Genomic DNA, 13,012 nt, shown 5'->3' on the forward strand with positions numbered 1-13,012 from the left:
GAAGTGGAGATAGGAGGGAGCTCCGTAAATTCAAAGGCGGCGCGCGAACGGCAGACGTCCTGTACGAGCCATGTCGCCAAACGGAGATCTACCTCGGACCCAACGCCCGAAAGACATCACGGTTGCAAGATGACCCGCCCGAACGGTCGGCCGCGCTCGGCGTGGTCATGCGCCCTGGCCGCTGAAGCGAGGGAAAATCGCCTGTCCAGGAAAACCGTGAGCTTCGATGCGGCGACTTGCGAAAGCAGGTCATCCACCGTGGCTCTGACCTGCGGATCGACGAATTGCGTGCCCATGAAGACACCGAAAAGCGATTGGTTTGCCTGAAGTGCAGGCCAAAGGTCGAGGGCGAGATCGCCTCCTCCGGAATTGCCGACGAACACGAGCCGGCCTTCCCGAGCGAGCGCCTTCAGCGAGACCGGCAGCGTCGTACCGACCGGATCGACGACCAGGTTTACCCCCAGGCCGTCAGTAAGCTCAAGCACGGCTTCGGCGACATCGTCGCTGCGATGATCGATCACGTGATCGGCGCCGGCCGATCGCAGCTTCGGCAACCTGTCCGAGCCACTCGAGACGGCGATGACCCTGCCCCCCGCTTGCTTCGCAAGCTGGATCGCGGCAAGGCCGACACCTCCGGCTGCGGCCTGCACCAGCACGGTTTCGCCGGCCTGCAGCGCGCCACGCGCGAAGAGGCAGTGGTGAGCCGTACCGAATGAAATCGGCAGAGCGGCAGCTTCTGCAGAACCGACATCGTCCGGAACTCTCCAGGTCTGATTTTGGGGGACAGCGCGCAACGCGGCATGTGATCCGTCACCTGCGAAACCCGTCACCCGGTCGCCCACCTTGCGCCCGGTGACTCCGTTTCCCACCGCAATGACGGTTCCCGCAGAGGCATAGCCGACGATGAAGTCGGACCTTGGTGGCGGCACCACTCGCCGATTGATCAGGTCTCCGCCTTCAATCGAGATCGCCTCCACGTCGATCAGGACATCCGACACACCCAGGTCGGGGTCCGGAACGTCCCTGTAGTCCAGGACCTCCGGCGCACCGCATCTGTCATAGACCGCCGCTTTCATGATCTTCTCCAGTCTCCTTCCCTATCATCGGGGTAATGCGCACCGCAGGGCGGAAGGGGTGACGAGGCTCGACAAGCAATCTGCATTTGATCTGCGCTGCCCGTGACAGCTTCTCGCCACCCGGTCCGATCAGTTGGCCGACGGTCAGGCGGATCCGACTGGGGTGTTGAGCAGCTGCTGTTCCCAGAGATACGCGATGCCGCTGCCGCCGAAGTGCTGGATGAGAATCTCGGTCAGCTCCTCGACATGCTCGGTGCGCGCCCAATCGCGTTGCCATTCGCCAGCGAGTGCCATCACGGTCATCACGTTCGCACCGGCCGTGATCATTCGCTGGATGGCAACTTCGTGAGACTCCTTCGAAATCCCGCCCGACGCGTCGGTGATCACGGTCACGTCCCAACCTTCGCCGGCGGCCTGGATCACAGGCATCGCGACGCAGACCTCGGTCCACAGGCCGGCGATGATCAGCTGCTTGCGGCCGGTCGCCTTGACGACATTCACCACATTCTCGTCCTGCCAGGTGTTCACCCAGGTGCGATCGATGACCTCCTGGTCCGGAAATACGTCGGTGACCTGCTTGAAGAGAAGTCCACCGCGCGCCGCGATCACGCTGGTGAGAATGGTCGGAACATTGAAGGCTTTTGCCAGCTTCGCCAGCGCGGTCGTGTTGTTGACCACCATGTGCGGATCATGGCTGTTGAGGTTTGCGAGCTGGTAAGGCTGGTGATCGATCAGAACGAGAACCGAGTCTTCGGGACGAAGAAGCGAATCGAGGCCGTTACGAGGGGTCATCAAGACTTCCTTTCTCTGCCGCTATGGGCGGCGATGGGTTTTCCGGGAGACAGGCGCCGACCAGCGGCGACGTTGCCTGGACGCAATCTGCTGTTCCTATTAGCGATACGGTAGTGTCATAGTCTGGCAAGCTGTGTCGCGAAATGAGGAACGCCGATGGACATCGAAGATCTACGGACATTCGTCGCGGTGGCCGATGCAGGGGGCGTATCGGCAGCCGCGCGTCGGCTCGGAGTCTCCAAGTCGATCGTCAGTCGGCGGCTTTTCCGGATCGAAGCCGAACTCGGCGTTCAGCTTCTTGCACGAACGACACGCGGCGCTGCGCTAACAGAAGCGGGTACCACGTTCAGAGACCATGCTGCCCGAGCCAGCGCCGAGATCGACACGGCCAGGGAAACGATCCTGCCAACCGGTGAGTTGCGCGGCCGCCTGCGGGTTGCCGTGCCGCTTACTTTCGGCCCAACCCACTTTGCCCCGGTGCTCGCGGAAATGGCGCGCCAGCACCCGCAGCTTCACATCCATACCTCCTACAGCGATCGCTTCGTCGATCTGATCGCAGAAGGTTTCGATTGCGCGATCCGTGGCGCCTACCTTCAGGACTCCAACCTGATCGCGAAGCGCGTCGGGCCGATCCATGGAAAGCTTGTCGCCAGCCCGGATTATGTCGAAGAGCACGGAGCACCCGAGACTCCCGACGAACTCGTCACCCATCAGGCCCTCATGCAAGGAACGGAAGCCTGGCAGTTCATGGATGGCGGCAAGATTGTCACGGTCCAGCCGCAGGGCAGGTTCAAGGCCGATAGCGCCACGGCGCTTGCCGCCGCGGCGGCGGCGGGTCTCGGCATCGCCTGGCTCCCCGACTGCATCACACATGAATATGTAGCCTCCGGCGCACTGGTCCCGATCATGACGCGCTATCCGGTACCGCCGGGCGCCGCCTATGTCGTCCGCCCGCCGGGTAAGCACCCCACGCGGAAAGTCCGGGTCCTCATCGAAATGCTGACCGAGTCCTTCGCACGAAATCCGGACATCTGGGGTCTCGATCACCAAGGCACGAACGGGGAGAATGCCACGCTGACCGCGCTGTAGCCGATGTGGGCGCAGCTGAAATTCCTGAAACCCGCAACGATTCCGCGTTTCCGAGACAGACGGAAACGCCCCGGTGCCCAAAAGGCCAAATGGCGTGGTAACGGACATTGAGGAAAGATGGCGCGCCCGAAGAGATTCGAACTCCTGACCCCCAGATTCGTAGTCTGGTGCTCTATCCAGCTGAGCTACGGGCGCGCAACAGGCTTTGCCTGATACCGATCGGGGCCAGCTTTCGGGGCCAGCCGCGATGCGAGGTGTTCCCTAACGACTCAAATTCCGAAAAGCAAGCCGATCAATGCAAAAGTTTTGCCGTCGTTGTGAAAGGCGGCAAGCTGCCGCCATCAGGCCGACCGTCTGAGGCCGCGACGGGCACGGTCGAGACTGACGGGCTGGTCGGGGATACTGACCGAAAACACGGTGCGGCCACCAATGCTTTCGAGAAGTTCGAGCTTGCCGCCATGGGCGCGAACCAGTTCATGCGCGATGGCCAGGCCGAGGCCGGTGCCGCCGCTGCGCGCCGAGCCGCGAAAAGCCAGGAAAAGATTCTCCCGTGCCTTCGGGGGCAAGCCTGGGCCGGTGTCGGTGACCAATATCTGGCTCACTCCGCCCATGCGTTCGGCTGAAATGGCCAGCTGCCGCACGACAGAGCCTTCGGTGTCGGCCGCCATCGCCTGCACGGCATTGCGCGACAGGTTGGTCAGCACACGAAACAGCTGTTCCGAATCGGCATCCACCTCGAACCCGGCATCGACGCCGTTTTCGAACTCGATCCCGTCTCCCATGTCGAGCAGGCCATGCACCTCATCGACCAGTTGGCGCAGACGCAGCATGCGGCGGGCTGGCGGCGCCTCCTGGGCGCGGCCATAGGCCAGCACACCTTCGGTGTAGGAAACGGCGCGGTCCAGGGCCTTCAGCAATTTGGGAGCGAAGGCCTGAACGCTGGCATCCTTCACTTGCAGCAGGCGGTCCGACAGGAGCTGCGCCGACGCCAATATGTTGCGCATGTCATGGTTGATCTTCGATACGGCAAGACCGAGATCCGCGAGATGCCGCTGTTCGGCGAGCATCTTTTGCAGACGCGCCTGCATCTGCGCCAGCTCGCGCTCGGCAACGCCGATTTCATCTGCGCGGGTAGCCGGACAAACAATACGGGTCGGATCGTCAGGTGCCTCCGAGAAAGCCAGCATCGAACGCGTCATCGTCCGCACCGGACGGATCATGATCCGGTCGACCGCGACATAGACGAGCATCGCGGAAAAGACCGAGATCAGCAGTCCGATCAGGGCGATGTTGCGTGAAAAAGACAGCATGGCCGCGCGCAGCCGGTAATCCGGCATGATCAGCTCGAATTCGCGACCCTGCTCGCCGACAGGCCCGAAGATACGAAGCGTGCGATCTCCTCCCGCGAACAATGTCTCGAGCGCGCCTGAAAGCTGAGCGAACATGCCGGTGTTGGCCATATCGACATGTTCGTCCACCTTGGGGGGCATGGCCGCAACGGCAAGCAGGCGCGAGGCATCGCCGTCGCGGACCGCGATTGCCTTCGCGCCCAGCGCCATCAGAAGATCGTCCTGGGCCGTGCGGGAAAGGGCTCCCGGGTCGCCTTCAATCAGAACCACCGATACCGCGGCCGCCGTATTGAGGCGCTCGCGTAGCCAGCGCATTCTATAGTCGGCAATCGAGGGCAGGAAAATCAGCACTTCGGCAAGCAGCACGAAGACGATGGTGAGCAGGATGAGTTTGGCCGACAGGCCGCGTGCCAGCGGCACAACCCGAGCCAGGGCGCCAGCCGCGGGCCTGGCGGCTTCCGTGCTTTCAATCGTGGAAGGTTCGACGCTCATACACCCAGTGCCGCCATGCCTTGCCATGCAAACTAGGCAATTGTGACGGAATTTCCAGCCATATGACGAGATGAGCCAACGCGAGCGAATCTTTGCCGCCGAGTCGGATTGACTTCCAAAACCCTTCTACCTATAAGCCCCGCTCACGCTCGGGCCCCAGAACCCGGCGCGGTTTCGGTCGCGCCAAACAGGGCCCAGCCAACAAGCTCCTGTTACAGAGTGACAGACACAAGAAGGGCCGCACGCCGCGGTATTTAAACAAATGAAGCGCACCTACCAACCCTCCAAGCTCGTTCGCAAGCGCCGGCACGGCTTCCGTGCTCGCATGGCCACCAAAGGTGGCCGCGGAGTCGTCGCTGCCCGCCGCAATCGCGGTCGCAAGCGGCTGTCCGCTTAAGCGGACGCTACGGCCGTTGCCCTCGACCCGGCCAATGGGACAGGCACCCAAACGGCTTCTGAAACGCACGGATTTCCTGACCGTCCGGCGCGGTGAAAAGCGGCGCGGGCGGTTTTTCCTCGTTGAAGTGCTGAACCGCGGCGATCACGAAGCGCCGCGTGTCGGCTTCACGGTCACCAAGAAGGTCGGCAACGCCGTCGTGCGCAACCGGGTTCGCCGGCGGCTGAAAGAAGCCGTGCGCACTTATGCCGCCGCTGACATGGAAAGCGGCCATGACTATGTCATCGTGGGGCGCGAGGATGTACTCGCCGCGCCATTCGGTGAGCTGAAAGCCGAGCTTTCCCGCCGTATCCACGCAAAACGCTAGCGCGACAGGCCAAGGTCTCGATGGAAAACAACCGCAATTTCTTCATCACCATCGCCTTGTCGGTGCTGATCCTGACGCTGTGGCAGGTGTTCTACATGAACCCCCGCGTCGAATCCCAGCGCGAGACGGCACGTATCGAGGCCGAGCGCCAGGCCAAGACGGCACCGGCGACGGGCACTCAGGCGCCGGCACAGCAGGGCGCCGTGCCGAGCTTGCCCGGTACCGATGGCTCGACCCCGGCCGGACGCGAACAGGCGCTTGCGGCCACCAGCCGCGTCAAGATCGACACACCGAGCCTCGAAGGCTCGATCAACCTGACAGGCGCACGCCTCGACGACCTCAAGCTGAAGCGCTACCGGCTGACGGTCGACAACAATTCGCCCGAGATCGAGCTGCTCAACCCATCGGCGCTGCCGAACGGCTACTATGCCGAACTCGGCTTTGTCGGCAACGAGACGACCGGCAAGGTGCCGAGCCCGGACACGGTATGGACGGTCGACGGCAACGCCACGCTGACGCCGACGACGCCGGTGACGCTGAGCTATACCAACGACAAGGGCCTGACCTTCAAGCGCACCATCTCGGTGGACGAGAACTACATGTTCAAGGTCTCCGACACGGTGCAGAATGCCGGCTCGGCCCCGGTTACCCTCTCGAATTATGGCCGCGTCACCCGCTTCGACAAGCCGAGCACGCCCTCGATTTACGTGCTGCATGAAGGCCTGATCGGCGTGACCGGTGAGGAGGGCCTGCAGGAGCACAAATACGCGTCCGTCGAAAAGGACAAGCAGTATGTGCCGGCCAAGTCGACCAACGGCTGGCTCGGCATCACCGACAAATATTGGGCGGTGACGCTGGTCCCGACTGAAAAGCAGCCGTTCCAGCCGCGCTTCGCCTATTTCGACGATGGCCGTCCGCGCTACCAGTCCGACTTCCTGACCGATCCGATCACCGTCGAACCGGGGCAGTCGACCACGGTGGAATCGCTGGTCTTCGCCGGCGCCAAGGAAGTGTCGAAGATCACCGCCTACGAAAAGGATCTCGACATCCGCCGTTTCGACCTGCTGATCGACTGGGGCTGGTTCTCCTTCATCACCAAGCCGATGTTCTGGCTGATCGATACGCTCTACAAATTCTTCGGCAATTTCGGCCTGGCAATCCTTGCCACCACCGTCATCGTCAAGGCGATCTTCTTCCCGCTCGCCAACAAGTCGTACAAGTCGATGGCGAACATGAAGAAGGTGCAGCCCAAGATGCTGGAGATCCGCGAGAAATACGCGGACGACAAGATGAAGCAGCAACAGGCGATGATGGAGCTGTACAAGACCGAGAAGATCAACCCGATCGCCGGCTGCTGGCCGGTGGTGATCCAGATCCCGGTATTCTTCGCGCTCTACAAGGTGCTCTACGTCACCATCGAAATGCGGCACGCCCCGTTCTTCGGCTGGATCCATGACCTGGCGGCGCCCGACCCGACGTCGCTGCTCAACCTGTTCGGCCTGCTGCCTTTCGCCACGCCGGCCATGCTGCACATCGGCATCTGGCCGCTGCTGATGGGCGTGACCATGTTCCTGCAGATGCGCATGAACCCGGCGCCGCCGGATCCGACGCAGGCCGCGATCTTCACCTGGATGCCGGTGATCTTCACCTTCATGATGGCAGGCTTCCCGGCCGGTCTGGTGATCTACTGGGCCTGGAACAACCTTCTGTCGATCCTGCAGCAGGGTGCGATCATGAAGCGGCAGGGCGCCAAGATCGAGCTGTGGGACAATCTGGCCGGCATGTTCAAGAAGAAACCGACACCCGCCGAATAGCGGTTCTAAACCATCCCCCGAAAAAAGGCCCTGGCACAGCCGGGGCCTTTTGCTATTGGCGAAAAGATTGGGCTATCTTTCAGGTCCGCCGCAATCTCGCCGGAGATCACAATGAACGGCCCTAATCCCAACACCAAACATCCGACCCTGCATCACAATCGGGTCGGCTTCCTGAAGCCGATCGTCCACGCTCCCAACATCGAGATCGGCGACTACACCTACTATGACGATCCCGGCGGGCCGGAGAGTTTCGTCGAGACCTGCGTGCTCCATCATCATGCCTTCATCGGCGACAAGCTGATCATCGGCAAATTCTGCGCCATCTCCGAAGGTGCCCGCTTCATCATGAACGGCGCCAACCATGTCATGGGCGGCTTCTCGACCTATCCGTTCAACATCTTCAGCCATGGCTGGGAAAAGGGTTTCGACGTCGCGACATGGAAAGCCGAGCTGCGCGGCGACACCGTGATCGGCAATGACGTGTGGATCGGCATGAATACCGCGATCATGCCGGGCGTGAAGATCGGCGACGGCGCCATCATCGCCGCCAAGTCGGTGGTGACACGCGACGTGCCGCCCTATGCGATCGCCGCCGGCAACAGCGCCAAGGTGGTGAAGATGCGCTTCGACGACGAGACCATCGCGCGCCTGCGGCAGATCGCCTGGTGGGACTGGCCGGCAGACAAGATCACCCGCAACCTCGATGCCATCCGAGGCGCCGATATCGACCGGCTCGAGGCATCGGCGTGACGGCGGAAGCAATTACCGCGGTCGGCGAGGACATCTTCACGCGGCCATGGGTCTTCATCCGCGGCGTGCCCGCCATGAAGTTCCTGCCGCCCGAAGGCCCGCCGGAGATCGCTTTTGCCGGCCGCTCCAATGTCGGCAAGTCGTCGCTGATCAACGCGCTGGTCGGCCAGAAGGGGCTGGCCCGCACGTCCAACACGCCGGGACGCACGCAGGAACTCAATTATTTCGTGCCCGATGGGTTTTCCGGCGAAGGCGCCGACCTGCCGCCGCTGGCGCTGGTCGACATGCCTGGCTACGGCTATGCCCAGGCGCCGAAGGATCAGGTCGACCAGTGGACGAAGCTTGTCTTCGACTATCTGAAGGGCCGGGTGACGCTGAAACGCGTCTATGTGCTGATCGACGCGCGGCACGGCATCAAGAAGAACGACGAGGACGTGCTGACACTGCTCGACAAGGCGGCCGTCTCCTACCAGATCGTGCTGACCAAGACGGACAAGATCAAAACCGCAGGCGTGCCGCGGCTGATCGAAGAAACACTTGCAAAGATCAAAAAAAGGCCGGCGGCTTTCCCGGGCGTGCTGGCAACGTCATCGGAAAAGGCGGGCGGGCTCGAAGAACTGCGCACAGCGATCGTTCTGGTCGCCAATGGCGGGTGATCGGCGCGCCGTCGCTTAAGCCTTGCGCCTTGCTCTGTCCTGGGCGGTGAACACTTCCGTTCCATAGGCTTTCAGGAAGACGTCGACACCCGACCGCACCACATGCCTGATCTCATGCTCGGGGGGCGACTGGCGGCGGTAGCCATACAGGCGCTGCCTGAGCAGGCCGGCCATGCAGAGTTCGGAAAGCTGGTAGGCGGCAAGGTCGACGTCGGATATCTCAAGCAGGCCTTTTGCAACGGCCCGATTGAGGAACGCCTCCACCTTGGCATGACCTTTCTTCGGGCCTTCCTCGTAGAAACGCAGGCCCAGCTCGGGGATCCGCTCGGCGGCGCCGATGACGGTGCGCTGCGCCATCACCACCTTGTCCGAGGTGATCTTGTAGGAGAGGGCCATGCCGAAATCCTCAAGGACATCCCTCAGATTGTCCTCGCGGTCCAGAACCTCATAGAGATTCTGGAATATCTTGCAGCGCTCTTCCTCGACCAGGGCCTCGAACAGCTCTTCCTTGTTGTCGAAATAGACGTAGATCGTGCCTTTCGAGACACCGGCCTCGCGGGTGACGTCGTTCATCGAAGCCGCGTCAAAGCCTTTGTCCATGAAAACGCGGCGGGCGCCCTCCATGATCTGGTCGCGTTTGACCGGATCCTGGCCGGCGGCGGGCCGGCCGCGCACCGAGGCCTCGTCGGCTTTGTCCGATTTCGCTTCGGTATCGATGAGTGTCTCGCTCATTTTCCCTGTACACGTAAATAATTCGAACCAATCGGTTCGATCACTCTTGATATGAGCCTGTTCTTACGTTAAGTCAACATCGAACCGAACGGTTCAGTTCGCAAACTACAAGAGCGTTGTCATGTCGAACTCCACTACACCGACCTCAGCCGAAGTCCATCCGTTTCCGAATGCCAAGGCGCCGGCTGCCGAAGCGCCGACAGCTCCAGTGGAAAATGCAGCCGCGCCTGCAGCTCCGGCAAAGAAGAAACGCTCAGCGCGTTCGCTGCTGTTGCCCATCATCGGAGCAGGCTTGCTAGGCGCCGGCCTCTGGTATGGCTATGGCTATTGGACCGATGGCCGTTTCATGATCTCGACCGACGACGCCTATGTCCAGGCCGACATGGCTTTCGTGTCGCCGAAGGTTTCGGGCTACATCGACGAGATCAAGGTCGAGAACAACCAGCAGGTGAAGGCTGGCGATCCGCTCTTTGTTGTCGACGCCGGCGACTACCGCATCGCGGTCGACCAGGCCGCCGCCCAGATCGCGACGCTGGACAAGACGCTGGCGCGTATCGATGCACAGGTCACCGCCGCGCATGCTTCCCTGCAGCAGGCGGAGGCGCAGAGGAATTCGGCTCAAGCCGCCGCCGACAATGCCCAGCGTACCCAGGCGCGCACCGCGCAACTGGTGAAGACCCATGTCGCCACGCAGGCGCAACTGGACGATGCGCAGACAGCAGTCGATCAGGCTCGCGCTTCGCTCGCCAGTGCCGAAGCACAGATTGCGGCGGCCAGCGCCAATATCGGCGTGCTGGAAGCGCAGCGTGCGGAGACGGCCAGCACACAGGCATCGCTGCGCCTGACCAAGGACAAGGCCGAGCGCGACCTCGGCTTCACCGTGCTGCGGGCTCCTTACGACGGCATCGTCGGCAATCGCTCGGTCGAAAAGGGCAATCTCGTCAGCCCGGGCCAGAAGCTCGCCGTGATCGTACCGATGAACAAGCTGTATGTCGTCGCCAACTTCAAGGAGACACAGCTTGCCCGCCTTGTGCCGGGTGAGAAGGTGCGCATCGCGGTCGACGCCATGCACAACGAGATGCTCGACGGGACCGTCTCGTCGCTGGCACCGGCCTCGGGTGCGGTCTTCTCAATGCTGCCGCCGGAAAATGCCACCGGCAACTTCACCAAGGTGGTGCAGCGCGTTCCGGTGCGCATCGACGTGTCGCCCGAAGCCATCGCGACGGGCAAGCTGCGCGCGGGTCTCAGCGTCATTGTCGACGTGGACAGCCGCACCGCACCGGCTGCAACGAGCAAATAACAGGAAGCGACCATGTCGAGCGTCGACGCCGTTGCCGGAGCAAGGCCTGTCGATCACATCGAACCCAGACGCATCATCGCCTTCCTGGCGATGGTGTTCGGCATGTTCATGGCGATCCTCGACATTCAGATCGTGTCGGCGTCGTTGGCCGAGATCCAGGCTGGCCTTTCCGCCAGTTCCGACGAAATCCCGTGGGTGCAGACTTCCTATTTGATCGCGGAGGTCATCATGATCCCGCTGTCGGGCTTCCTGAGCCGCATGCTGTCCACGCGCGTGCTGTTCACGATCTCGGCTGCCGGCTTCACGGCGGCCAGCGCACTGGCCGCCACCGCCACCAACATCGACCAGATGATCGTCTACCGCGCGATCCAGGGCTTCATCGGCGGCGGCATGATCCCCTCGGTCTTTGCGGCAGCCTTCACCATCTTCCCACCGTCGCGGCGCGCGATCGTTTCGCCGATGATCGGCCTGGTCGCCACACTGGCGCCGACCATTGGCCCGACGGTCGGCGGCTACATCAGCCATGCCATGTCCTGGCACTGGCTGTTCCTGATCAATGTCGTGCCCGGGATCCTGGTTGCGACGGCCGCCTGGACGCTGATCGACTTCGACAAGCCGGATATGAGCCTGCTCAAGAAGTTCGACTGGTGGGGTCTTGCCGGCATGGCGGCTTTCCTCGGCTCGCTGGAATATGTCCTGGAAGAAGGCCCCAATCACGACTGGCTGCAGGAACAGTCGGTCTTCATCTTCGCCGTCGTCATGACAGTCGGCGCGATCGTCTTCTTCTGGCGTGTGTTCACCGCCGAGGAACCCATCGTCGACCTGCGCGCCTTCAGCAACATCAACTTCGCCTTCGGCTCGCTGTTCTCCTTCGTCATGGGTATCGGCCTTTATGGCCTCACCTATCTCTATCCGATCTATCTCGGCCGTATCCGCGGCTATGATTCCATGATGATCGGCGAGGCGCTGTTCGTGTCTGGTCTCGCCATGTTCTTCACGGCACCGGTCTCGGGTATCCTGTCGAACAAGCTCGACCCGCGCGTGATGATCGCAGTCGGCTTTGTCGGCTTCGCCGCCGGCACGTGGCAGATGACGCATCTCACCGCCGATTGGGACTTCTGGGAGCTGTTCGTTCCACAGATCCTGCGCGGGGCATCGATGATGCTGTGCATGGTGGCGATCAACAACATCGCGCTGGGCACCTTGCACCCGTCGCGGCTGAAGAATGCCTCAGGTCTGTTCAACCTGACCCGCAATCTGGGCGGCGCGGTGGGGCTGGCGCTGATCAACACCATACTGATAGACCGCAATGCCTTCCACTACGCCCGTCTGTCGGAACATGTGCAATGGGGCAGCGAAGCAGCGCAGGACAAGCTGCACAACATGACTCTGAACTTCCAGACGCAGAGCGGACTGGATGCCAACAGCGCGGCTCTCTCCAAGCTCTCGGGCATCGTGCATCAGCAGGCCGCGCTGCTGTCCTTCATGGACGTATTCTATCTGCTGACGATGCTGTTTGCCTCGCTGGCCGCCTTCGTGATGGTCATCAAGCGGCCTCCAGCGGCAGCGGGCGGCGGTGGAGGCGACAGCCACTGACCTTGCGTCGAATTGGTCAGGCCGTGACGGGCTTAAAGCTCAGCGCAACGCCATTGATGCAATGGCGCTTGCCGGTGGGCGGCGGCCCGTCGTCGAAGATATGGCCGAGATGACCGCCGCAGCGGCGGCAATGGCATTCCACCCGCACCATGCCGAGCGTCCTGTCCTCATGGGTGCCGACGGCATTCGGCAAGGCTTCCCAGAAACTGGGCCAGCCGGTACCTGAATCGAACTTCGTCTCGGACGCATAAAGCGGCAACTCGCAGCCGGCACAGGCAAAGACACCCTTGCGGTGCTCGTTGAGCAGAGCGCTGGTGCCGGGATATTCCGTATCCTCCTGACGCAGCACCGCATATTGCTCGGGCGTGAGCCTGGCCTTCCATTCGGCATCGCTCTTCTGGATTTCGAAGGTCTCGGCCCGCGCCGGCTGCGCGCCGCCAAGGCGCGAGAATGCCCAGACGCCTGCCCCGGCCGTCACAACGGCGGCTGTGCCAAGAAGGAAATCACGCCGATCCATGAGCCTCATTCCTTTTTTCGTATCCTGCCCCGTCCGGCACTCGTGGTGAAATCAATTGCTGTTGACCCGACAGGGGCTGATTGAG

Annotated in this window: 13 protein-coding genes and 1 tRNA gene; 8 read left to right on the forward strand and 6 right to left on the reverse strand. The window is 62.1% G+C overall.

Features of this window, described 5'->3' with window-relative positions; genetic code table 11:
* Nucleotides 1-116: 116 nt before the first annotated feature.
* On the reverse strand, nt 117-1,076 hold the full coding sequence (locus tag ACFWXH_RS16335) for a zinc-binding alcohol dehydrogenase family protein (protein ID WP_379121931.1): 960 nt from the start codon (nt 1,074-1,076) through the stop codon (nt 117-119).
* A 144-nt stretch (nt 1,077-1,220) separates the two neighbouring features.
* Complete coding sequence (locus ACFWXH_RS16340) at nt 1,221-1,868, reverse strand: hydrolase (RefSeq protein WP_379121933.1); 648 nt, start codon at nt 1,866-1,868, stop codon at nt 1,221-1,223.
* A 156-nt stretch (nt 1,869-2,024) separates the two neighbouring features.
* Here ACFWXH_RS16340 and ACFWXH_RS16345 point away from each other — a divergent pair, with 156 nt between their 5' ends.
* Entirely contained in the window at nt 2,025-2,957 is a 933-nt protein-coding gene (locus ACFWXH_RS16345) for a LysR family transcriptional regulator (protein ID WP_379121935.1), read from the forward strand.
* Between the two features lie 118 nt (nt 2,958-3,075).
* Here the strand turns inward: ACFWXH_RS16345 and ACFWXH_RS16350 are convergent.
* Nucleotides 3,076-3,152, reverse strand: a tRNA-Arg gene (locus ACFWXH_RS16350).
* A 146-nt stretch (nt 3,153-3,298) separates the two neighbouring features.
* Nucleotides 3,299-4,798 carry an ATP-binding protein gene (locus ACFWXH_RS16355; RefSeq protein ID WP_379121937.1) on the reverse strand — a complete coding sequence of 500 codons (1,500 nt, stop codon included), beginning with the start codon at nt 4,796-4,798 and terminating at the stop codon, nt 3,299-3,301.
* A 262-nt stretch (nt 4,799-5,060) separates the two neighbouring features.
* On the opposite strand from ACFWXH_RS16355, the gene rpmH reads away from it, so the two are divergent.
* From rpmH to yihA, 5 genes are all read left to right on the forward strand, one after another.
* A complete protein-coding gene (rpmH, locus tag ACFWXH_RS16360) occupies nt 5,061-5,195 on the forward strand; it encodes a 50S ribosomal protein L34 (RefSeq protein ID WP_008833937.1) in 135 nt (44 codons plus the stop codon).
* Between the two features lie 34 nt (nt 5,196-5,229).
* Nucleotides 5,230-5,562 (forward strand): ribonuclease P protein component, encoded by a 333-nt coding sequence (gene rnpA / locus ACFWXH_RS16365; protein ID WP_379121939.1) that lies wholly within the window; start codon nt 5,230-5,232, stop codon nt 5,560-5,562.
* 20 nt (nt 5,563-5,582) lie between these two features.
* A complete protein-coding gene (gene yidC, locus ACFWXH_RS16370; protein WP_379121941.1) occupies nt 5,583-7,376 on the forward strand; it encodes a membrane protein insertase YidC in 1,794 nt (597 codons plus the stop codon).
* A 111-nt stretch (nt 7,377-7,487) separates the two neighbouring features.
* On the forward strand, nt 7,488-8,126 hold the full coding sequence (locus tag ACFWXH_RS16375; RefSeq protein ID WP_379121943.1) for a CatB-related O-acetyltransferase: 639 nt from the start codon (nt 7,488-7,490) through the stop codon (nt 8,124-8,126).
* Entirely contained in the window at nt 8,123-8,782 is a 660-nt protein-coding gene (gene yihA / locus ACFWXH_RS16380; RefSeq protein ID WP_379121945.1) for a ribosome biogenesis GTP-binding protein YihA/YsxC, read from the forward strand. The genes ACFWXH_RS16375 and yihA overlap by 4 nt, the downstream gene beginning before the upstream one ends.
* 15 nt (nt 8,783-8,797) lie before the next feature.
* Here the strand turns inward: yihA and ACFWXH_RS16385 are convergent, their stop codons facing one another.
* On the reverse strand, nt 8,798-9,514 hold the full coding sequence (locus ACFWXH_RS16385) for a TetR/AcrR family transcriptional regulator (protein ID WP_379121947.1): 717 nt from the start codon (nt 9,512-9,514) through the stop codon (nt 8,798-8,800).
* A 121-nt stretch (nt 9,515-9,635) separates the two neighbouring features.
* On the opposite strand from ACFWXH_RS16385, the gene ACFWXH_RS16390 reads away from it, so the two are divergent.
* Together ACFWXH_RS16390 and ACFWXH_RS16395 are read left to right on the forward strand one after the other, a co-directional pair.
* Nucleotides 9,636-10,814, forward strand: coding sequence for an HlyD family secretion protein (locus tag ACFWXH_RS16390; protein WP_379121949.1), 1,179 nt, complete (start codon nt 9,636-9,638; stop codon nt 10,812-10,814).
* A 12-nt stretch (nt 10,815-10,826) separates the two neighbouring features.
* Nucleotides 10,827-12,410, forward strand: a complete 1,584-nt coding sequence (locus ACFWXH_RS16395; RefSeq protein WP_379121951.1) for a DHA2 family efflux MFS transporter permease subunit — start codon at nt 10,827-10,829, stop codon at nt 12,408-12,410.
* Nucleotides 12,411-12,426: 16 nt separating this feature from the next.
* Here the strand turns inward: ACFWXH_RS16395 and msrB are convergent, their stop codons facing one another.
* Nucleotides 12,427-12,927 carry a peptide-methionine (R)-S-oxide reductase MsrB gene (msrB, locus tag ACFWXH_RS16400; RefSeq protein ID WP_379121953.1) on the reverse strand — a complete coding sequence of 167 codons (501 nt, stop codon included), beginning with the start codon at nt 12,925-12,927 and terminating at the stop codon, nt 12,427-12,429.
* Between the last annotated feature and the right edge of the window lie 85 nt (nt 12,928-13,012).

Source organism: Mesorhizobium sp. NPDC059054 (assembly GCF_042739215.1).
Taxonomy (GTDB): domain Bacteria; phylum Pseudomonadota; class Alphaproteobacteria; order Rhizobiales; family Rhizobiaceae; genus Mesorhizobium.

Excerpts from the sequence above, each read along its gene's own strand:
- rpmH (WP_008833937.1), top strand. The coding sequence starts at position 5,061 with ATGAAGCGCACCTACCAACCCTCCAAGCTCGTTCGCAAGCGCCGGCAC.
- ACFWXH_RS16355 (WP_379121937.1), bottom strand. The coding sequence starts at position 4,798 with ATGAGCGTCGAACCTTCCACGATTGAAAGCACGGAAGCCGCCAGGCCC.
- ACFWXH_RS16390 (WP_379121949.1), top strand. The coding sequence starts at position 9,636 with ATGTCGAACTCCACTACACCGACCTCAGCCGAAGTCCATCCGTTTCCG.
- ACFWXH_RS16375 (WP_379121943.1), top strand. The coding sequence starts at position 7,488 with ATGAACGGCCCTAATCCCAACACCAAACATCCGACCCTGCATCACAAT.
- ACFWXH_RS16345 (WP_379121935.1), top strand. The coding sequence starts at position 2,025 with ATGGACATCGAAGATCTACGGACATTCGTCGCGGTGGCCGATGCAGGG.
- rnpA (WP_379121939.1), top strand. The coding sequence starts at position 5,230 with ATGGGACAGGCACCCAAACGGCTTCTGAAACGCACGGATTTCCTGACC.
- ACFWXH_RS16385 (WP_379121947.1), bottom strand. The coding sequence starts at position 9,514 with ATGAGCGAGACACTCATCGATACCGAAGCGAAATCGGACAAAGCCGAC.
- yidC (WP_379121941.1), top strand. The coding sequence starts at position 5,583 with ATGGAAAACAACCGCAATTTCTTCATCACCATCGCCTTGTCGGTGCTG.
- ACFWXH_RS16395 (WP_379121951.1), top strand. The coding sequence starts at position 10,827 with ATGTCGAGCGTCGACGCCGTTGCCGGAGCAAGGCCTGTCGATCACATC.
- ACFWXH_RS16340 (WP_379121933.1), bottom strand. The coding sequence starts at position 1,868 with ATGACCCCTCGTAACGGCCTCGATTCGCTTCTTCGTCCCGAAGACTCG.
- msrB (WP_379121953.1), bottom strand. The coding sequence starts at position 12,927 with ATGGATCGGCGTGATTTCCTTCTTGGCACAGCCGCCGTTGTGACGGCC.
- ACFWXH_RS16335 (WP_379121931.1), bottom strand. The coding sequence starts at position 1,076 with ATGAAAGCGGCGGTCTATGACAGATGCGGTGCGCCGGAGGTCCTGGAC.